The sequence below is a fragment of the Streptomyces sp. NPDC021622 genome (genome assembly GCF_040640795.1).
GTDB lineage: Bacteria > Actinomycetota > Actinomycetes > Streptomycetales > Streptomycetaceae > Streptomyces.
Genome location: NZ_JBFACK010000015.1, coordinates 19,903 through 38,285, shown reverse-complemented (window position 1 = coordinate 38,285; position 18,383 = coordinate 19,903). Strand labels below are relative to the sequence as shown.

Sequence of the window (18,383 nt, the reverse complement as noted above, 5' to 3'; positions counted from 1 at the left end):
CGAGGCGGTGATCTGCGTCGCTCAGGCAACCCTTGCCGCGCCGCGCCCCTTCGGGGCGCCCCGAAGGGGCGCGGGGAACTGCGCGACAAGCCACGACGGACCCGCAGCCGAATGCCTCGCCCCCAGTCCAACGGCGCGTAGTTGCGCGTAAGCACCGGATAAGAGTTGAGCGGCCTCGACTCAGCTCTGTTGACTCCAGCGAAGCGCTCGTGCATTCTTGAGCCAGATCCACTCAAGTAGTACCTCTGGAGGAATCGAAATGGCACGTGCGGTCGGCATCGACCTGGGCACGACTAACTCTGTCGTCAGCGTTCTTGAAGGCGGCGAGCCCACCGTCATCACCAACGCCGAGGGCGCCAGGACCACGCCGTCCGTCGTCGCCTTCGCGAAGAACGGTGAGGTGCTGGTCGGCGAGGTAGCCAAGCGCCAGGCAGTCACCAACGTCGACAGGACCATCCGGTCGGTCAAGCGCCACATGGGCACTGACTGGAAGGTGGACATCGACGACAAGGGGTTCAACCCCCAGCAGATCTCCGCGTTCATCCTGCAGAAGCTGAAGCGCGACGCCGAGTCGTACCTGGGCGAGAAGGTGGCCGACGCGGTCATCACCGTCCCGGCGTACTTCAACGACTCGGAGCGCCAGGCCACCAAGGAGGCCGGCGAGATCGCGGGCCTGAACGTCCTGCGCATCGTCAACGAGCCGACGGCCGCCGCCCTGGCGTACGGCCTCGACAAGGACGACCAGACGATCCTCGTCTTCGACCTCGGTGGCGGCACCTTCGACGTGTCCCTCCTGGAGATCGGCGACGGCGTCGTCGAGGTGAAGGCCACGAACGGCGACAACCACCTCGGTGGTGACGACTGGGACCAGCGCGTCGTCGACTACCTGGTCAAGCAGTTCAACAACGGCCACGGCGTGGACCTCTCCAAGGACAAGATGGCGCTCCAGCGCCTGCGCGAGGCGGCCGAGAAGGCCAAGATCGAGCTGTCCTCCTCCACGGAGACCACGATCAACCTGCCCTATATCACGGCGTCCGCCGAGGGCCCGCTGCACCTGGACGAGAAGCTCACGCGCGCCCAGTTCCAGCAGCTCACGTCCGACCTTCTGGAGCGCTGCAAGACGCCGTTCCACAACGTCATCAAGGACGCGGGCATCCAGCTCTCCGAGATCGACCACGTCGTTCTCGTCGGTGGCTCGACCCGTATGCCCGCCGTCGCGGAGCTCGTCAAGGAGCTGACCGGCGGGCAGGACGCCAACAAGGGCGTGAACCCGGACGAGGTCGTCGCCATCGGCGCCGCCCTCCAGGCCGGTGTCCTCAAGGGCGAGGTCAAGGACGTCCTGCTCCTCGACGTCACCCCGCTGTCCCTCGGTATCGAGACCAAGGGCGGCATCATGACGAAGCTCATCGAGCGCAACACGACCATCCCGACGAAGCGCTCCGAGATCTTCACGACGGCCGAGGACAACCAGCCGTCCGTGCAGATCCAGGTCTACCAGGGCGAGCGCGAGATCGCGGCGTACAACAAGAAGCTCGGAATGTTCGAGCTCACGGGCCTTCCGCCGGCCCCGCGCGGTGTCCCGCAGATCGAGGTCGCCTTCGACATCGACGCCAACGGCATCATGCACGTGACCGCGAAGGACCTGGGCACGGGCAAGGAGCAGAAGATGACCGTCACCGGCGGCTCCTCGCTGCCGAAGGACGAGGTCGACCGGATGCGCCAGGAGGCCGAGCAGTACGCGGACGAGGACCACAAGCGCCGCGAGGCCGCCGAGTCCCGCAACCAGGGCGAGCAGCTCGTCTACCAGACGGAGAAGTTCCTCGCGGACAACGCGGACAAGGTCCCCGGTGACGTGAAGACCGAGGTCGAGTCCGCCGTCGAAGAGCTGAAGGAGAAGCTCAAGGGCGAGGACACGGCGGAGATCCGCACGGCCACCGAGAAGGTCGCGGCCGTCTCCCAGAAGCTGGGCCAGGCCATGTACGCGGACGCTCAGGCCGCCCAGGGTGCCGAGGGCGCTGCCCCCGGTGCCGAGGGTGCCGAGGCCCCGAACATGTCCAAGGACGACGACGTGGTCGACGCCGAGATCGTCGACGACGAGAAGCCCGGTGACGCGAAGGGCGGCGCCGCCTGATGACCGAGGAGACCCCGGGCCTCGGCGGCGAGAACGCCGAGCAGCCCGACGTCCCCTCCGGCGCCACTCCTGATGACGCGGCGCCGAAGGCCGCCGAGCCCTCCATCGCGGAGGGTCCGGCGGCCCCGGCCGGGGACGCAGCGAGCAAGACGTCCGCACAGGACTCGGGTCTGACCGGCCTGACCGCCCAGCTGGACCAGGTGCGCACCGCGCTCAACGAGCGCACGGCGGACCTCCAGCGGCTGCAGGCCGAGTATCAGAACTACCGCCGTCGGGTGGAGCGGGACAAGGTCACCGTCAAGGAGATCGCCGCGGCGAACCTCCTGGGTGAGCTGCTCCCGACCCTCGACGACATCGGCCGCGCCCGTGAGCACGGCGAGCTGGTGGGCGGGTTCAAGTCGGTGGCCGAATCCATGGAGACGGTCGTCGCCAAGCTGGGCCTGCAGCAGTTCGGCAAGGAGGGCGAGCCCTTCGACCCGACGATCCACGAGGCCCTGATGCACTCGTACGCACCGGACGTCACCGAGACGACCTGCGTCGCGATCCTGCAGCCGGGCTACCGGATCGGCGAGCGCACCATCCGCCCCGCGCGGGTGGCCGTCGCCGAGCCGCAGCCGGGCGCGCAGCCGGTCAAGGGGGCCGCAGAGGACGCTGCGGCCGCTGCTTCCGCGGACTCCGCCGACGTGGCGGAGGACAAGGAGACCGGTGGCCCGGACGAGGGCTGACCTGACCGTGTTGGTGAAGCGAGAGGAGGGACGTCGGGGATGAGCACGAAGGACTTCATCGAGAAGGACTACTACAAGGTCCTCGGCGTCCCCAAGGACGCCACCGAGGCCGAGATCAAGAAGGCGTACCGGAAACTCGCCCGCGAGAACCACCCGGACGCCAACAAGGGCAACGCCAAGGCGGAAGAGCGCTTCAAGGAGATCTCCGAGGCGAACGACATCCTCGGGGACCCCAAGAAGCGCAAGGAGTACGACGAAGCGCGTGCTCTCTTCGGCAACGGCGGCTTCAGGGCCGGCCCCGGAGCGGGCGGCGGCGGCTCGTTCAACTTCGACCTGGGCGACCTCTTCGGAGGCGGCGCCCCGGGCGGCGGTGGAGCGGGCGGTGCCGGCGGCGGCTTCGGCGGCGGTCTCGGTGACGTCTTCGGGGGCCTGTTCAACCGGGGCGGTGCGGGTGCCGGGACCGGCACGCGTACGCAGCCCAGGCGCGGCCAGGACATCGAGTCCGAGGTCACGCTGAGCTTCACGGAGGCGGTGGACGGGGCCACGGTCCCGCTCCGCATGTCCTCCCAGGCGCCCTGCAAGGCCTGTTCCGGCACCGGCGACAAGAACGGCACACCGCGCGTGTGCCCGACCTGCGTCGGCACGGGCCAGGTCTCGCGGGGCGGCGGCGGAGGTTTCTCCCTCACCGACCCCTGCGTGGACTGCAAGGGCCGCGGCCTGATCGCCGAGACCCCCTGCGAGGTCTGCAAGGGCTCGGGCAGGGCGAAGTCGTCGCGCACGATGCAGGTGCGCATCCCGGCAGGCGTCAGCGACGGCCAGCGCATTCGCTTGCGCGGCAAGGGCGGCCCCGGTGAACGGGGCGGTCCGGGCGGCGACTTGTACGTCGTCGTCCACGTCGACGCCCACCCGGTCTTCGGCCGCAAGGGCGACAACCTGACGGTGACGGTTCCGGTGACGTATCCGGAGGCGGCACTGGGCGGCGAGGTCAAGGTGCCGACGCTCGGCGGGCCCCCGGTGACGTTGAAGTTGCCGCCGGGGACCCCCAACGGCCGTACGATGCGGGCGCGCGGAAAGGGCGCGGTCCGCAAGGACGGCTCGCGCGGCGACCTGCTCGTGACGGTGGAGGTCTCCGTACCGACATCGTTGAGCGAGTCGGCGAAGGAAGCCCTGGAGTCCTACCGCAAGGCGACTGCGGACGACGATCCGCGGGCAGAACTGTTCCAGGCCGCGAAGGGAGCATGAGATGGACGGCCGTCGTCGAAATCCCTACCAGTTGACCGATGAGACGCCGGTCTACGTCATCTCGGTCGCGGCACAGCTGAGCGGGCTCCACCCGCAGACGCTGCGCCAGTACGACCGCCTCGGCCTGGTCTCGCCCGACCGCACGGCGGGACGGGGCCGGCGCTACTCCGCCCGCGACATCGAACTGCTGCGCACCGTCCAGCAGTTGTCGCAGGAGGAGGGCATCAACCTCGCCGGCATCAAGCGCATCATCGAGCTGGAGAACCAGGTGGCGGCCCTCCAATCCCGTGTCGCGGAGCTCTCCGCGGCCGTGGAGGGAGCCGCCGTCGCCATGCAGCAACGTGAAGCGGCGGTGCACGCCTCGTACCGTCGCGATCTCGTCCCGTACCAGGACGTGCAGCAGGCGAGTGCGCTGGTGGTGTGGCGCCCGAAGCGGTCGCCGGAGCAGTAGTTTTTCTGTGCCGTAACTTGTCGGGGCCGGGAGGTGGAAGAACCTCCCGGCCCCGTCGCGCGTTGCGATGATCGACCAAAATCTGAACATTTGCGGGGAAGTGGTTTTCCATGGCCATGGTGGGGCTGTTCTGGATCGCCGAGGGCGACGTGTACGTGGGCGCGAAGCCGTCGGGTCTGGCTCCCGGCGCGCGGCTGACGCCGGAGGGCGTGATGGCTCTGGGGGACGGGCAGGAGGCCTTCTTCCCCTGGGAGGACGTACACGCGCTGGCGGCGGAGGGCGTCCCGGTGAAGTCCCTGAAGCGGAACGCGGGCGCGGTGGGCCAGACGGTGAAGCGGAACGTGGGCATGCTACTTGACCTGGCGCTTGGGGTGGGCCTGGGTACGGAGGAGGCCCCGACAATGACCTTGCGGGTCACGGACGCCGACGGCGGCGACACGGACCTGACGGTGTACACGGCGGCGGCGATCGGCTACTCCCAGGCGGAGCACGACCTCTCTCTGGAACTCCTCACCCGCCTGACGGAGGGCGCGGGCACCCTGCACACGACGCTGGCGGCGATGGCGGACTGGGGCCGCGCCAACGGGGGCAGCACGCCGCGCGCATCGGACCGCGAGGCGCTGCTCCGCACCTGGACGGAGTCCTGATGCCGGCGCCGCCGGAGCTGTCCGACACGGACCTACGACACCTGCGCCGCTGCGTGCGGCGGCGCATGGCTGGGTGGGCCTGGGCCGGATCGTGTACGCGGCGTCGTCGGCACAACTGGTGACGTGGCTGACGGAGTTCTCGGCCCCGCCGGGGCCGGTGGCAGCGCTGCCGATCCAGGAGGTGGTGCCGGGGGCGGTGGTGTCGGGGCCTGCGCCGGAACTCTCCGATGAGATCAGGGAGTTGCATCGGGGTTGCACGCGGGGGGCTGAGTTTGCACGGAGGGGGCTGAGCCTAGGGGGCCGGTGGCGGGCTCAACCCTGGGGCGGGGCCTGGTGCTTGAGGTGGCGGTCGGCAGTGGTGAACGAGAGCCGGTCGTGACCCAGCCCAGGATGACCCCGCTTCGGAGCCGTCATGACGGCGCGCCACCGTGACACCACAAGCCCGTCGCCTCGCCCCGGACTTCTCGTCCGGGGCGAGGCGACGGGAACAGGCACTCAGGCGTGGTTGTCGTTCATGTCGCCGACCGAAAAGTCCACGGCCCCGTTGCTGTTGTCATCACCGATAGGTGCCAGCTTGGTCTGGCTGGCTGCGGGCGTGGCGGCCGCCGCAGTGGCGGTGGCCGCCGAGCCCAGCAGGGCGAGTGCGGCCAGGCCGAGAGCGGTGACAGAAAGACGGATACGCATTTTTCCTCCAGTTGGGAGTGCGGTTGATCTCCTTAAGCACGATTGCCGGGCGTCCCGTTCGCCGCAACGCGTACAGATCCATTCGGGTGGCGGGGCGCGGTGTCGGCCCGCAGTTCCTTGACATCGGGCCTGGAGACCACTCTTGAGCCGGGGTGGCTGAGCTCCTCGGCATGCGCCTCAGCCCAATGCCGTTGAGTTAGGGCGGAAGGAGGGGTGTGGCGGTAGTGGGGGCTCGGGTGGGCTGTGGCCAGGGTGTTCGGTGGGGCGGGAGTAACGCGGCCGGCAGCTCGGCTCGGAAGTAGCTCCAGGCCTGGTGAAGGGGTCGCGTTGCCCATGCCCAGATCGTCAAGGTCCACGGTCGCAGGACGTGGATCCCGGACTGCCTCGTAGCCCCCAGAGACCTGGAGGACACGATCCCCGAAGGGCCGGCGAAAGGGTTCACGATCGGTGAGGCGATCACGGGGGCGCGGCGGGGTTAACGGCTCCGAATCGCTCAGTTGGGTAAACCGCAGACGGGGCCTCATCGGTTTCGGTTGAGGATTCCTGACTGGCCGATGAGATAGCCGAGTTGAGCTCGGCTCTCGCTGCCGAGCAGTGCGGCGAGTTTGGCGATGTGGACGCGCGCCGTGCGGACGTTCATGCCGAGGCGGGTGGCGATTTCGGTGTCCGTCAGGCCCTCGATCAACAGGCCGGCTATGGCTCGCTGGCGGGTGGTGATGCCGTCTTCGGAGGGCTGGGGTGCGGACTGGGGCCACATGGGGGTGGCCAGTTGCCACAGTCGCCAGAAGGCGGTGGCGAAATACTCGACGAGGGACGGGTGCCGGATTTCGAGGGCGAGGCTGCGGTCCTTGCTCGCGGGGATGAAGGCCACTGTCCGGTCGAAGACGAAGAGGCGCTCGGTGACCTCGTCGAGGGAGCGAGCCTCGGCGTCGCCTTCCAATCGTTCGAAGTAGGCAAGTACGGGCAGGGAATGGCGCGTTGTGTGCTGATAGAGCGTCCGCATCCGGCAGCCTCGGCTGAGGATCGCCTGATCCCGGGGGAAGGCCTCGGCCAAGGTCTCTGGCGGGCGCGCGCCGCCGGGCTGGACGGCGAGAAATTCTTCGGTGACGTCGACCATGGCTCGGTCGATGGCCGCGTTGATGCGTTCGAGTCCGTCGAGGACGGTGATGGCGGGAATCTCTCCGGCGGAGGCGAGTTCCGCATCGAGAGCGATGAACGGTTCGAACGTCGCCATGAGTCGGCTTTCGCGCTGCCGCCGGCTCTCGATGCGCTCCTGGGAGCTACGGAGCAGGCGGGGGAGAGCGGTGGCGGGGGCAGTGGGGCGCAGCCAGCGCATGTCGTCGAGGTCTGGATGGAGCAGGCCGAAGTCGACCAGGCAGGGGGTCTGTTCGACGTCGGCGGAACGGATACGGCCGTCGCGCAGCGCCTGGGCGTATACGGCGACGCCTGCCTCGCAAAGCTCTTCGACCGTGTGCGGCACGTGCTCCTGGGTCATATGCGCCCCTCTCGCTTCGTTGAAGCGCGGTGATTCTATGCAGGGTGCATACGGTCGGCGATGAGGGCTGCGGTTGAGGCGTCTAATCCTGGTGGTTCGGATTCGCCTGATCCTGGTCGAGGATTCCTGACTGGCCGATGAGGTAGCCGAGTTGGGCGCGGCTCTCGCTGCCGAGCAGTGCGGCGAGTTTGGCGATGTGGACGCGGGCGGTGCGGACGTTCATGCCGAGGCGGGTGGCTATCTCGGTGTCGGTCAGGCCTTCGGTGAGGAGTGTGGCGATGGCGCGCTGGCGGGCCGTGACGCCGTTCTGCGTGGGCAGGGGTGCCGGATTCGGGAACATCGGTGTCGCCAGGCGCCACATGCGGTGGAAGGCCGTGACCAGGAACTCGATGACGGCGGGATGACGCAGTTCGAGGGCTGCGGAGCGATCGGTGCTTACGGGAATGAACGCAACGGTGCGGTCGAACACGAGCAGCCGGTCCGTCACCTCGTCGAGGGTGCGGACTTCGACATCGCCGTCGAGTTGCTCGAAGTGGGCGAGAGCCGCCAGGGAATGGCACGTCGTGTGCTGATAGAGGGTCCGCATCCGGGCGCCTCGGCTGAGCATCGACTGCTCGGGCGGGGCGGCGGGCGGCAGCAGGTCTTCCGGGCGGGCCCCACCGGGCTGGATCGTGAGGACCTCTTGCGAAGTCGCGTCTACGGCCCGGTCAATGGCGGCGTTGATCCGGTCGAGTCCCCGCAACACGGTGACGGCAGCCGTGCCGGCGTCGAAGGCCGAGCTCGCGTCAAGCGCCAGGAGCGGCTCGAACGCTGAGGCCAGTACTGCCTGCTGGTGGCGTTTTTCCGCGATCTCGCCGCCGGTGGTCTCGAGGAACCGCGTGAGAGCGACAGAGGGGGCCGTCGGCCTGAAGCGCTGTGGGTCGGCCTCATCTGGGTGGAGGAGGCCGAAGTCGAGGAGACAGGGAGCCGGTTCGGCGTCCTCTCGTGCGACCCGCTTCTCCCTCAGAGCCCGCGCGTACAGCTCTGCTCCCGCCTCGCACAGTGCGTCAGGACCGTGCGAGGGGTGAACGGTGGTCATCTTGGGCGGTCCGGATCGAGAATTCCGGACTGGGCGATCAAATAACCGAGTTGAGCGCGGCTTCCGCTGCCCAGGGCGGCGGCGATCTTGGCGATGTGCGCGCGGCAGGTGCGGACGTTCATGCCCAGGCGGCGGGCGATTGCCTCGTCCACGTAGCCGTCCACCAGCAGCTTGGCGATGGTGCGTTGGACTCCGGTGATGCCGTCGGTGGAGGGAGGGTACGGGACCTCGTCGATCAGCGGCGTCGCGCGGCTCCATTGCTGTTCGAAGACCTTGGCGAGGTACTCGACCAGGCCGGGGTGCCGCAGTTCCAGGGCGACTTGCTGATCGGCGCGCGCGGGTATGAGGGCGACGGTGCGATCGAAGATCATCAGCCGGTCGATCACCTCTTCCAAGGTCCGTATCTCTACGTTCCCTTGAGCCATGTGTGCCGCGTAGGCGAGTGTCCCCTGGCTGTGTCTGACGGTGTGTTGGTAGAGGGTGCGCATGGTGATGCCGCGGTCCAGAACGGTCTGCCCGCGTTGCAACGCCACCGTCAGCGTGTTCTCGCTGCGGCCGCCTCCCGGCTGGACGGTGAGCACTTCGGTACGGCACTCCGCCGTGGCGCGCTCAATGGCCGCATGGATGCGGGCGTCTCCCTCGAGCACGGTGATCGCGTGAGTCGCCGGCTCGGCCCGTGCGGTGATCGCCATGAATGGCTCAAAGGCATCGGCGAGCTGTACGGCAAGTCTCCGCCGATCCTGGATTTCCCGTTCGATGGGGTGGAGACGCTGGGCCAGTGCCGTGGACGGGGGAACCGGCCGTAGCCAGTCCGCGTCATCCGGGTCCGGGTGCAGCAGAGCGGATTCCAGTAGGCAGGGTGCGTTCTCAGCCTCGGCGCGTGCCAGGCGACCGTTGCCCAGAGCTGTCGCATAGAGGCGCGAACCCTCGGCACAAAGTGGGGTCGAGGGGTGAGGATGTGTCGGTTTTATGTCGCTTGTAAGTAAATCTCCACCCCCCAGGGTCCTGAACGTGCAGGAACATGATGCATCGACCCTGTGGCTTTGACGTGCTCGATTGAGACATCGTCTTGAGGAGCCGGGGGAGAGGAACCTACCAAGTGAGGACGAAGCCGACCATGTTTAAGCGCATGCTTCGCTCGGTGCTTGTCACCACCTTCTCCGCAGGGCTGGTCTTGGGCACGGTGAGCACTCTCGATCTCGGCTGGGCCAGTGAGCCGGCGCGTGCGAGTGCAGATTCCGCTGCCCCGCCGGATCTTGGCTGGACCTTGGGCCCGAAGGGTGCAGAGGCATGAGTACACCCCCCGACGACCGCACCTTCCGCCGAGAAATGGCCACCGCCTACCGCTCCGGCTGGCACTTCATCGATCTCGCCACCGCGATACCCCACGCAGGCGACTCGTTGATGGTCACTCTTCTCGGCGAGCCCATCGTCGTCACCCGGGACGAGGAAGAGGAGATCCGGGCCTACCGGTGTCTCCGGAGGCCGCGCGGTGCGCCGCAGCCCGTGCGGTGTGCCATTCGGTACGGGATGGTCTTCGTCAATCTCGATCGGCGTGACCATCAGCTGGTCGGCGAGCCGGAACAGCCGGGTCAGCGGAAGCAGCAGCAACAGCAGAGTTCCAACAGCGCCACCAGTTCCACCAGCTCGACCCGTTCCACCAGCTCGACCCGTTCCACCACTACAAGAGCCATTACAGCCACCCCCCGCAGCGCCTGACGCGATCCCCCGTCGTTGTACATCGCGCAGGTGCTTCCCCCAGCAGCGGCGCCACCGTGGACCTGAACACGGTGGCGCCGCTGTGGTGTGTGCGGACCCGGAGCGGCCGTTATGCCTTGCCCATCGCCCGCGTCAGCGTGATCTCTATCAGCACCCGGTCCGGGTTGGGGCGCGGCACCCTGCCGTAGCGCTCCTCGTAGCGCCGCATCGCCTCCGAGATCGCCGCCTCCTCCGTACGCACCGTCGCCACCCCCTCCAGCGTCGCCCAGCGCCGCCCCTCCACCTGGCAGACCGCCACCCGCGCCCCTGGCCCGTCCACGCCCGTCGCCGCGAGGACGTGGCCCACCTTCGCGCTCGACTTGTTGGCCAGGACGCGGGCCACCCCTGCCTCCGGGTCGTACGTCACGCCGACCGGGACCACGTGCGGGGTGCCGTCCGGGCGCGGGGTCGTCAGGGTGCAGAGGTGCCGTTCGCGCCAGAAGCTGAGGTACGCGGCAGTCGGGTTCAGGGGGTCCATGGCCATGGGGTGGAACCTAGCCGCCGGGCGACCGGGGCCCCGCCCCACCCCCGGCATCTCCCTTGAGTGGGATCGACTCAACTTTATGTACACTTACAAAGTCACAGTCGGAAAAGGACCGCCAGTACGCACCCAAGGCAGTACGCAAGGAGGAGAAGACGCACGTGGACGCCGAGCTGACGAACCGGAGCCGGGACGCGATCAACGCGGCCACCAGCCGGGCCGTGTCCGAGGGGAACCCGGACCTGACCCCCGCCCACCTGCTCCTCGCGCTGCTTGAGGGGCAGGACAACGAGAACATCACCGACCTGCTCGCCGCGGTCGATGCCGATCAGGTCGCCGTCCGCGGCGACGCCGAGCGGGCGCTGAGCGGCCTGCCCCGCGTCACGGGCTCCACCGTCGCGCCGCCGCAGCCCAACCGCGAGCTCCTCGCCGTCGTCGCCGACGCCGCGCAGCGGGCGAAGGAGCTGGGCGATGATTACCTGTCCACCGAGCACCTGCTGATCGGCACCGCCGCCAAGGGCGGCACCGCCGGTGAGGTCCTGGGCAAGCACGGGGCCACCGCGAAGAAACTGCTCGACGCGTTCGAGAAGGCAAGGGGAGGACGCCGGGTGACCACACCCGACCCGGAGGGTCAGTACAAGGCCCTGGAGAAGTTCGGGACCGATTTCACCGCCGCCGCGCGAGAAGGAAAGCTCGACCCCGTCATCGGGCGGGATCAGGAGATCCGGCGGGTCGTCCAGGTGCTTTCCCGGCGTACGAAGAACAATCCCGTGCTCATCGGCGAACCCGGCGTCGGCAAGACCGCCGTCGTCGAAGGGCTCGCCCAGCGGATCGTGAAGGGCGACGTGCCCGAGTCGCTCAAGAACAAGCGGCTGGTCTCCCTCGATCTCGGTGCGATGGTCGCCGGCGCGAAGTACCGCGGTGAGTTCGAGGAGCGGCTCAAGACCGTCCTCTCCGAGATCAAGGAGAGCGACGGGCAGATCATTACGTTCATTGATGAGCTGCACACCGTTGTGGGCGCCGGTGCCGGTGGCGATTCCGCCATGGATGCCGGGAACATGCTCAAGCCCATGCTCGCCCGCGGTGAGCTGCGGATGGTCGGGGCCACCACCCTCGACGAGTATCGGGAGCGGATCGAGAAGGATCCCGCCCTGGAGCGGCGCTTCCAGCAGGTGCTCGTCGCCGAGCCGTCCGTCGAGGACTCCATCGCCATTCTTCGTGGGCTCAAGGGGCGGTACGAAGCCCATCACAAGGTTCAGATCGCCGACAGCGCACTCGTCGCCGCCGCCGCGCTCTCCGACCGGTACATCACGTCGCGCTTCCTGCCCGACAAGGCCATCGACCTTGTCGACGAGGCCGCCTCCCGGCTGCGTATGGAGATCGACTCCTCCCCCGTCGAGATCGACGAACTCCAGCGCGCCGTCGACCGGTTGAAGATGGAGGAGCTCGCCCTCAGCAAGGAGACCGACCCCGCCAGCAAGCAGCGGCTCGAAAAGCTGCGGCGCGATCTCGCCGACAAGGAGGAGGAGCTGCGCGGGCTCAACGCCCGCTGGGAGAAGGAGAAGCAGTCCCTCAACCGCGTCGGCGAGCTGAAGGAGAAACTCGACGAACTGCGCGGCCAGGCCGAACGCGCCCAGCGCGACGGGGACTTCGACACCGCGAGCAAGTTGCTCTACGGCGAGATCCCGACCCTGGAGCGCGACCTGGAGGTCGCGTCCGAGGCCGAGGAAGAGGTGTCGAAGGACAAGGACACCATGGTCAAGGAGGAGGTCGGGCCCGACGACATCGCCGACGTCGTGGGCTCCTGGACCGGCATCCCCGCCGGGCGGCTCCTCGAAGGCGAGACGCAGAAGCTGCTCCGCATGGAGGACGAGCTCGGCAAGCGGCTCATCGGGCAGACCGAGGCCGTGCGGGCCGTGTCGGACGCCGTGCGGCGCACGCGGGCCGGGATCGCCGATCCCGACCGGCCCACCGGGTCCTTCCTCTTCCTCGGGCCCACCGGCGTCGGCAAGACCGAGCTGGCCAAGGCGCTCGCCGACTTCCTCTTCGACGACGAGCGGGCCATGGTCCGCATCGACATGAGCGAGTACGGCGAGAAGCACAGCGTGGCCAGGCTGGTCGGTGCCCCTCCCGGGTACGTCGGGTACGAGGAGGGCGGCCAGCTCACCGAGGCGGTGCGCCGCCGGCCGTACAGCGTCGTACTCCTCGACGAGGTCGAGAAGGCGCACCCGGAGGTCTTCGACATCCTGCTCCAGGTCCTCGACGACGGGCGGCTCACCGACGGGCAGGGGCGGACGGTCGACTTCCGCAACACCATCCTGATCCTCACCTCCAACCTCGGCAGTCAGTACCTCGTAGAGCCGCTCACGTCCGAGGAAGAGAAGAAGCAGCAGGTCCTGGAAGTGGTCAGGGCCTCTTTCAAGCCGGAGTTCCTCAACCGGCTCGACGACCTCGTCGTCTTCTCCGCGCTCGGCAAGGACGAGCTCGCGCACATCGCCGAGCTGCAGATCGGCCGGCTCGCCAAGCGGCTCGCCGAGCGGCGGCTCACCCTGGACGTCACCCCCGATGCCCTTGCCTGGCTGGCCGACAAGGGCAACGATCCGGCCTACGGCGCACGTCCGCTGCGGCGTCTGATCCAGACGTCCATCGGCGACCGGCTCGCGAAGGAGATCCTCGCGGGCGAGGTCAAGGACGGCGACACGGTCCGCGTGGACACGTTCGGGGACGGTCTGATCGTCGGACCCGCGACACCGGATTCAGCCGCGGCGTCCACCGGAAAGACGCTGTAAGCGGACAGAACCCGGACACATGCGGGGCGGGGGTTGCGGGCCCCCGCCCGACATGGGGGAGGATGGCGGAATCCGTACGAAGGGACTAAGCACGTGAGCATCGACCCGTCCTCGATTCCGAATTTCGGGGGACAGCCCGAACCGCAGCAGGGCGATGGACCGGCGGGCCCCGTTGTCCCCGACCAGGACCTGGTCAAGCAGCTTCTGGACCAGATGGAGCTCAAGCACGTCGTCGACGAAGAGGGTGACCTCGCGGCGCCGTGGGAGGAGTTCCGCACGTACTTCATGTTCCGCGGCGAGGGCGACCAGCAGGTCTTCTCCGTCCGGACGTTCTACGACCGCGCGCACAAGATCGAGGAGAAGCCGCAGCTCCTCGAGTCGATCGACGACTGGAACCGCCGCACGCTGTGGCCGAAGGTCTACACCCACACCCACGACGACGGCACCGTCCGCCTCATCGGCGAGGCGCAGATGCTGATCGGCACCGGCGTCGCGCTCGAGCACTTCGTCTCGTCGACGGTCAGCTGGGTGCGGGCCGCGATCGAGTTCGACCGCTGGCTGGTCGAGCAGCTCGGCCTGGAGGCCGACGTCGACTCCGCCGACGGCGACGAGAAGCCCGGCGACGACGAGGCCTGAGCCTGCACGCTTCACATACGTACGCGAGAGCCCGGCCGGGGTGCATCCCCTCGGCCGGGCTCTCGTGCGTGACGGGACCGGTCGGCGGCTACAGCGACTTCAGGCGGGAGACCGCCTCGGCCAGAACCTCGTCCTTCTTGCAGAAGGCGAACCGTACGAACGGGGCGCCCGCGTCCCGGTGGTCGTAGAAGACCGCGTTCGGGATGGCCACCACTCCGATGCGCTCCGGCAGAGAGCGGCAGAAGGCGAAGCCGTCTGACTCGCCCAGGGCGCGGATGTCCGTGGTGATGAAGTACGTGCCCGCCGGGCGGTAGACGTCGAAGCCCGCCGCGGTCAGGCCCGCGCCGAGCAGGTCGCGCTTGGCCCGCATGTCCTCGCGGAAGGCGGAGAAGTACGTGTCGGGCAGGGCAAGCGCCTCGGCGATCGCGTACTGGAAGGGGCCCGAGGCGACGTACGTCAGGAACTGCTTGGCCGAGCGGACCGCCGTGACAAGCTCCGGCGTCGACGTCACCCAGCCGACCTTCCAGCCGGTGAACGAGAACGACTTGCCCGCGGAGCCGATCGTCACCGTGCGCTCGCGCATGCCGGGGAAGGAGGCGAGCGGGATGTGCGTCGTGCCGTCGCCGTCGTCGAAGACGAGGTGCTCGTACACCTCGTCCGTGATGACGAGGAGGTCGCGTTCGACGGCGAGCGCCGCGATCTGCGTCAGCTCCTCGCGCGTGAGGACCGTGCCGGTCGGGTTGTGCGGGGTGTTGAGGAGGAGCAGCCGGGTGCGGGGCGTGATCGCGTCGCGCAGCTCGTCCAGGTCGAGGCGGAAGCGGCCTTCCGCCGCGTCCGGGCGCAGGGTCACGGGGACGCGCTTGCCGCCCGCGAGCGCGATCGACGCGGCGTACGAGTCGTAGTACGGCTCCAGGGCGATCACCTCGTCGCCCGGTTCCACCAGGGCGAGCAGCGACGCCGCGATCGCCTCCGTGGCGCCCGCCGTGACCAGGACCTCGCGGTCGGGGTCGTACGAGAGCGCGTACCGGCGCTGCTGGTGCTCGGAGATCGCGGTGCGCAGCTCGGGGATGCCGGGGCCCGGCGGGTACTGGTTGCCTCGGCCGTCGCGCAGCGCGCGGACCGCGGCCTCGCGGATCTCCTCGGGACCGTCCGTGTCGGGGAAGCCCTGGCCGAGGTTGATCGCGCCCGTTTTCACCGCGAGCGCGGACATCTCGGCGAAAATCGTCGTACCGAACTCGGCGAGGCGGCGGTTGAGCAGCGGGCGGCCGTTCCCGGAAGTGGAGGTCATGGCCGCCATCCTGCGCCGAACCTCTGGACTTCCTCAACTCTGCTTTGGGCCGCCTTGGCCCGGGGCATTCCCCCTTCACGCAAGAACGGCACGCAAGACCAGCGTGCAAGAACAGCACACAACAACGACACACAACAACGGCACACAACAACGTCTTAAAGAACGCGGACCCAACGGGGGGCCTGCTTCGGGGGAACAGAAAGGGCGTGAAGGTCATGGTCTTCGTCTTCGTGTTTGTCGCGGTGGTTCTGGTGGTCGTCGCACTCGCTGTGGCGGCCGGAAGTGGACGGGGCGGGGGGTCGCGCTCGGGGGCGTCCGGCGGTGCGGCGTCCGGCGGCGGCTGGTGGGCCGGCGGTGGCGACAGCGGCGGAAGTTCCTGTGGCGGCGGCTCCTCCTGCGGCGGCGGTTCCTCGTGCGGCGGGGGCGGCGGGGGCGGCTGTGGGGGTGGCGGAGGCAGCTGACACGGGGCAGCTGGTCCGTCGATCCGTTGAAGTGCCCGGCAGGGGACAACTCCTGCCGGGCACTTTGTCGTTGACTGGTGAAGAAGTCATTGAACAGTTGAGCTGTGGAGCCCCCGAGGGGATGGAAACCCTACGAAGTTGGGTAAAAACGCTGTGGCAGTGCAGCAGTCCATGATTCCCTCTTAACCGTCAGCGCCGCCCTCGGACGGACGACTTGGACAACAAGGACGTTCTCGTGGGCACGAGCCGGCATTCCGGCCTCCCGGTGACCGACCGGGTGCGCCGGCACCACCTCCATTGCGTGTTAGCGGAGCCGACCCATGCTCACGACCCTGAAGACTGTCTATACCGACACGTGCGCCGCGGACCTCGCCTGGACTCTGGGGCGCGAGCCGCTGCCCGCGCTCGCCACACTCGAACTCGAACTCGACGGCGCGAAGATGGAGTTGAGGCTCCTGGGTGCCTCCCATCAGGTGCTGCTCGAGGAGGAGCAGGGCAGCTGCTCCGAGACCGTCGCGTGCATTCCCGGCAGCAGTACGCCGCTGCCCCTCGGTGTCTCCAAGCGTCTCGGCGAGTGGGAGTACGAATTCGCGGCGCGGGTCGAGACGCTCTCCCGGGGGCAGTTCGCGGGCCGGGCCCAGGAGTTGCTCGCACTGGTGTCGGAGCATCCGTACGGTCTCGCCGGGGTGTTCCCCGGCAGTCCGCACGCCTTCACGGCGATGCTGGCGCAGCGGCACGAGGGCGCTGTGCAGTGGCGTACGTGGCACGCGTATCCGCAGGACGGCCAGTTGGTGGCCACGCGGACCCGGGTGGGGGTGCGGATCCATGCGGGGATCTGAGGGATCCCAGGGGTTCGCGAGGGGCACGGTGTGGCGCAGATGCACCCTTGTGGGGGACCCGGTGTGAGCATGCGGTGACGTAGCGTTCCCAGCGTGAGAGAGCCGTCAACGCGTCTGCCCGTCACGCCCCGGACGGGGCGGTTCCTCGTCCTCGCGGGCGTCTTCGTCTGCGCGGCCTGCGGCCTGGTGTACGAACTCGAACTCGTCGCCCTCGCCTCGTACTTGATCGGCGACTCGGTCACCCAGGCCTCGGTGGTCCTGTCCGTGATGGTCTTCGCCATGGGCATCGGCTCGCTGCTCGCCAAGCGGCTGCGGTACCGAGCGGCCGCCGGGTTCGGTCTGGTCGAGGCGGCGCTCGCGCTGGTCGGCGGTCTCAGCGCGATGGCTCTGTACGCGGCGTTCGCCTGGACCGGCGACCGGGGCGAGGTGTGGGCGAGCGGTTCGCGGTATCTGCTCGTCGCGTTCTCGCTCGCCATCGGGCTGCTCATCGGCGCCGAAGTGCCGCTGCTCATGGTCCTGATCCAGCGGATCCGGCGGCAGGACGCGAGCGGCGCGGTCTCGGACCTGTTCGCCGCCGACTACGTGGGCGCGCTGGTCGGCGGGCTCGCCTTCCCCTTCCTGCTGCTCCCGCTCCTCGGGCAGCTGACCGGCGCCCTGATGACCGGGGCGATCAACGCGATCGCGGGCGGCGCCCTCGTATTCGGACTCTTCCGGCGGGACTTGAGCACCCGGGCGCGCTGGGTCCTGATCGTCGCGAACATCACCGTGCTCGGGCTTCTCGCGTCGGCCGCCGTGCTCGTCGGCGACTTCGAGGCGGCGGCGCGGCGTGCGGTGTACGGGAAGGACGTGCGGGTCGCGGTGCAGACCGACGTACAGGAAGTGGTGCTCACCGGCGGGCCGCGCCGCTCGCTCGACCTCTACCTCGACGGGCGGCTGCGGGTCAGCGGACGCGACGAGCACCGCTACCACCGGGCGCTCGTCCACCCCTCGATGAACGGACCCCACGCGCGCGTGCTGATCCTCGGCGGCGGCGACGGGCTTGCGGCGCGCGAGGTGCTTCGGCATCCGGGGGTCGAGCGGGTGGACGTGGTGGAGCTCGACGCGGGGGTGGTGCAGCTGGCGCGGCGCGATCCCGCGCTGAGCGAGATGAACGGGCAGGTGTACCGGGACCGCCGGGTGCGGGTGGTGAACGCCGATGCGTTCCGCTGGCTGCGCTCGCCGCCGCGTACGTACGACGTCGTCATCTCCGATCTGCCGGACCCCGGCATCACGGCGAGCACCAAGCTCTACTCCCAGGAGTTCTATGGCCTCGCCTCCCGCGCGCTGGCGCCCGGCGGGCGGCTCGTCGTGCACGCGGGGCCCGTCTCCTCGCGGCCGCGGGTCTTCTGGACGGTGGAGACGACGCTGCGGGCGGCCGGGCTGCGGACCGCGCCGTACCGCGCGGGCGGCAGGGTCTCCGGGTTCGCGGCCGGGCCCGACCGGACGGCGGACGGTGGTGCGGCGCCGCGCGACTGGGGTTTCGTGCTCGCCGCGCGGACCGTTCCCGTCCTTGCGGCATCCCGGACGGCGGGGCTGTGGCAGACGGGAGTGGAGCCCGCCGAATCCGCCGAACGGACGCGGCCGCGGGGGCTCACCCCCTCCACACTGGTGCATCCGCGGTACGCGAACTGAGGAGGAA

16 protein-coding genes are annotated in these 18,383 nt (G+C 68.9%); 10 read left to right on the top strand and 6 right to left on the bottom strand.

The window, feature by feature from the left end:
* Positions 1-259: 259 nt before the first annotated feature.
* The 5 genes from dnaK to AB0G47_RS27595 all read left to right on the top strand — a co-directional run bounded on the left by dnaK (position 260) and on the right by AB0G47_RS27595 (position 5,196).
* On the top strand, positions 260-2,131 hold the full coding sequence (dnaK, locus tag AB0G47_RS27615) for a molecular chaperone DnaK (protein ID WP_360775243.1): 1,872 nt from the start codon (positions 260-262) through the stop codon (positions 2,129-2,131).
* Positions 2,131-2,856, top strand: a complete 726-nt coding sequence (gene grpE / locus AB0G47_RS27610; protein WP_360775240.1) for a nucleotide exchange factor GrpE — start codon at positions 2,131-2,133, stop codon at positions 2,854-2,856. Before dnaK ends, grpE begins: the two co-directional genes overlap by 1 nt.
* A 39-nt stretch (positions 2,857-2,895) precedes the next feature.
* A complete protein-coding gene (gene dnaJ, locus AB0G47_RS27605; RefSeq protein ID WP_360775237.1) occupies positions 2,896-4,098 on the top strand; it encodes a molecular chaperone DnaJ in 1,203 nt (400 codons plus the stop codon).
* A gap of 1 nt (position 4,099) precedes the next feature.
* Positions 4,100-4,549, top strand: coding sequence for a helix-turn-helix domain-containing protein (locus AB0G47_RS27600; protein ID WP_135334684.1), 450 nt, complete (start codon positions 4,100-4,102; stop codon positions 4,547-4,549).
* A 110-nt stretch (positions 4,550-4,659) separates the two neighbouring features.
* On the top strand, positions 4,660-5,196 hold the full coding sequence (locus AB0G47_RS27595) for a hypothetical protein (protein ID WP_360775235.1): 537 nt from the start codon (positions 4,660-4,662) through the stop codon (positions 5,194-5,196).
* Positions 5,197-5,691: 495 nt separating this feature from the next.
* Here the strand turns inward: AB0G47_RS27595 and AB0G47_RS27590 are convergent, their stop codons facing one another.
* The 4 genes from AB0G47_RS27590 to AB0G47_RS27575 form a co-directional block, all read right to left on the bottom strand.
* Positions 5,692-5,880 (bottom strand): hypothetical protein, encoded by a 189-nt coding sequence (locus AB0G47_RS27590; RefSeq protein WP_360775232.1) that lies wholly within the window; start codon positions 5,878-5,880, stop codon positions 5,692-5,694.
* Between the two features lie 520 nt (positions 5,881-6,400).
* On the bottom strand, positions 6,401-7,375 hold the full coding sequence (locus AB0G47_RS27585; protein WP_360775229.1) for a LuxR C-terminal-related transcriptional regulator: 975 nt from the start codon (positions 7,373-7,375) through the stop codon (positions 6,401-6,403).
* Between the two features lie 82 nt (positions 7,376-7,457).
* A complete protein-coding gene (locus AB0G47_RS27580) occupies positions 7,458-8,453 on the bottom strand; it encodes a helix-turn-helix transcriptional regulator (RefSeq protein WP_360775226.1) in 996 nt (331 codons plus the stop codon).
* On the bottom strand, positions 8,450-9,424 hold the full coding sequence (locus tag AB0G47_RS27575; RefSeq protein ID WP_360775716.1) for a helix-turn-helix transcriptional regulator: 975 nt from the start codon (positions 9,422-9,424) through the stop codon (positions 8,450-8,452). The genes AB0G47_RS27580 and AB0G47_RS27575 overlap by 4 nt, the downstream gene beginning before the upstream one ends.
* 319 nt (positions 9,425-9,743) lie before the next feature.
* On the opposite strand from AB0G47_RS27575, the gene AB0G47_RS27570 reads away from it, so the two are divergent.
* Complete coding sequence (locus AB0G47_RS27570) at positions 9,744-10,172, top strand: hypothetical protein (protein WP_360775223.1); 429 nt, start codon at positions 9,744-9,746, stop codon at positions 10,170-10,172.
* 109 nt (positions 10,173-10,281) lie between these two features.
* Here the strand turns inward: AB0G47_RS27570 and AB0G47_RS27565 are convergent, their stop codons facing one another.
* Positions 10,282-10,695, bottom strand: a complete 414-nt coding sequence (locus tag AB0G47_RS27565) for a pyridoxamine 5'-phosphate oxidase family protein (RefSeq protein WP_360775220.1) — start codon at positions 10,693-10,695, stop codon at positions 10,282-10,284.
* A 158-nt stretch (positions 10,696-10,853) separates the two neighbouring features.
* Between AB0G47_RS27565 and clpB the strand changes: the two genes are divergently transcribed.
* Together clpB and AB0G47_RS27555 are read left to right on the top strand one after the other, a co-directional pair.
* On the top strand, positions 10,854-13,481 hold the full coding sequence (gene clpB / locus AB0G47_RS27560; protein ID WP_360775218.1) for an ATP-dependent chaperone ClpB: 2,628 nt from the start codon (positions 10,854-10,856) through the stop codon (positions 13,479-13,481).
* Between the two features lie 93 nt (positions 13,482-13,574).
* Positions 13,575-14,117 (top strand): YbjN domain-containing protein, encoded by a 543-nt coding sequence (locus AB0G47_RS27555; protein ID WP_360775215.1) that lies wholly within the window; start codon positions 13,575-13,577, stop codon positions 14,115-14,117.
* Between the two features lie 88 nt (positions 14,118-14,205).
* Here AB0G47_RS27555 and AB0G47_RS27550 read toward each other — a convergent pair whose 3' ends face one another.
* Positions 14,206-15,405 carry a pyridoxal phosphate-dependent aminotransferase gene (locus AB0G47_RS27550; protein WP_360775212.1) on the bottom strand — a complete coding sequence of 400 codons (1,200 nt, stop codon included), beginning with the start codon at positions 15,403-15,405 and terminating at the stop codon, positions 14,206-14,208.
* A gap of 781 nt (positions 15,406-16,186) precedes the next feature.
* Between AB0G47_RS27550 and AB0G47_RS27545 the strand changes: the two genes are divergently transcribed.
* A complete protein-coding gene (locus AB0G47_RS27545; RefSeq protein WP_360775209.1) occupies positions 16,187-16,705 on the top strand; it encodes a DUF2617 family protein in 519 nt (172 codons plus the stop codon).
* Between the two features lie 93 nt (positions 16,706-16,798).
* Positions 16,799-18,376, top strand: a complete 1,578-nt coding sequence (locus AB0G47_RS27540; RefSeq protein ID WP_360775207.1) for a polyamine aminopropyltransferase — start codon at positions 16,799-16,801, stop codon at positions 18,374-18,376.
* The last annotated feature ends 7 nt before the right edge of the window (positions 18,377-18,383 follow it).

What these genes read in the sequence shown, in the direction of transcription:
- AB0G47_RS27600 (WP_135334684.1), top strand. Translation starts at nt 4,100, where the DNA reads ATGGACGGCCGTCGTCGAAATCCCTACCAGTTGACCGATGAGACGCCG.
- dnaJ (WP_360775237.1), top strand. Translation starts at nt 2,896, where the DNA reads ATGAGCACGAAGGACTTCATCGAGAAGGACTACTACAAGGTCCTCGGC.
- AB0G47_RS27550 (WP_360775212.1), bottom strand. Translation starts at nt 15,405, where the DNA reads ATGACCTCCACTTCCGGGAACGGCCGCCCGCTGCTCAACCGCCGCCTC.
- dnaK (WP_360775243.1), top strand. Translation starts at nt 260, where the DNA reads ATGGCACGTGCGGTCGGCATCGACCTGGGCACGACTAACTCTGTCGTC.
- AB0G47_RS27565 (WP_360775220.1), bottom strand. Translation starts at nt 10,695, where the DNA reads ATGGCCATGGACCCCCTGAACCCGACTGCCGCGTACCTCAGCTTCTGG.
- AB0G47_RS27585 (WP_360775229.1), bottom strand. Translation starts at nt 7,375, where the DNA reads ATGACCCAGGAGCACGTGCCGCACACGGTCGAAGAGCTTTGCGAGGCA.
- grpE (WP_360775240.1), top strand. Translation starts at nt 2,131, where the DNA reads ATGACCGAGGAGACCCCGGGCCTCGGCGGCGAGAACGCCGAGCAGCCC.
- AB0G47_RS27545 (WP_360775209.1), top strand. Translation starts at nt 16,187, where the DNA reads ATGCTCACGACCCTGAAGACTGTCTATACCGACACGTGCGCCGCGGAC.
- AB0G47_RS27590 (WP_360775232.1), bottom strand. Translation starts at nt 5,880, where the DNA reads ATGCGTATCCGTCTTTCTGTCACCGCTCTCGGCCTGGCCGCACTCGCC.
- AB0G47_RS27595 (WP_360775235.1), top strand. Translation starts at nt 4,660, where the DNA reads ATGGCCATGGTGGGGCTGTTCTGGATCGCCGAGGGCGACGTGTACGTG.
- AB0G47_RS27580 (WP_360775226.1), bottom strand. Translation starts at nt 8,453, where the DNA reads ATGACCACCGTTCACCCCTCGCACGGTCCTGACGCACTGTGCGAGGCG.
- AB0G47_RS27570 (WP_360775223.1), top strand. Translation starts at nt 9,744, where the DNA reads ATGAGTACACCCCCCGACGACCGCACCTTCCGCCGAGAAATGGCCACC.